This is a genomic window from Paenibacillus zanthoxyli JH29 (assembly GCF_000520715.1).
GTDB classification, from domain to species: Bacteria; Bacillota; Bacilli; order Paenibacillales; family Paenibacillaceae; genus Paenibacillus_AQ; species Paenibacillus_AQ zanthoxyli.
Genome location: NZ_ASSD01000702.1, coordinates 1 through 349, shown reverse-complemented (window position 1 = coordinate 349; position 349 = coordinate 1). Strand labels below are relative to the sequence as shown.

At 49.6% G+C, this 349-nt stretch carries 1 protein-coding gene; it reads left to right on the top strand.

Features of this window, described 5'->3' with window-relative positions:
- Positions 1-249: 249 nt before the first annotated feature.
- A partial coding sequence (locus L691_RS31665) for a histidine phosphatase family protein (protein ID WP_198023124.1) occupies positions 250-349 on the top strand: 100 nt, incomplete at its 3' end.

Below are 349 nucleotides of genomic sequence, written 5' to 3'. Positions count from 1 at the left end.
GATTATCGAGCCTCTTGTCGTCAGCATGGGGCCATCCCATCCGCAATACTGGATGATGCTGTCGATGCTGGGAGTGGGCTTGTCCATCTTTTCGCTTGCCCGGCTGAACCGGTACCGCAGGCATTGAAAGAGCTCTCTTAGAAGTCAAGAGGGCTCTTTTGCTGCATTAATACGCCCAAACTTGGAGACATTTAAGCTCATCCATGTTACAGTAAGAAAAAATATACGGAAAAGGATGGGAGTTTACTTATGTTGATGGGCTTGATACGCCATGGCCAGACGGATTGGAATGCTGTAGGCAGGATTCAAGGGCAAAGTGATATCCCGCTTAACGGCGAAGGCCGCAGAC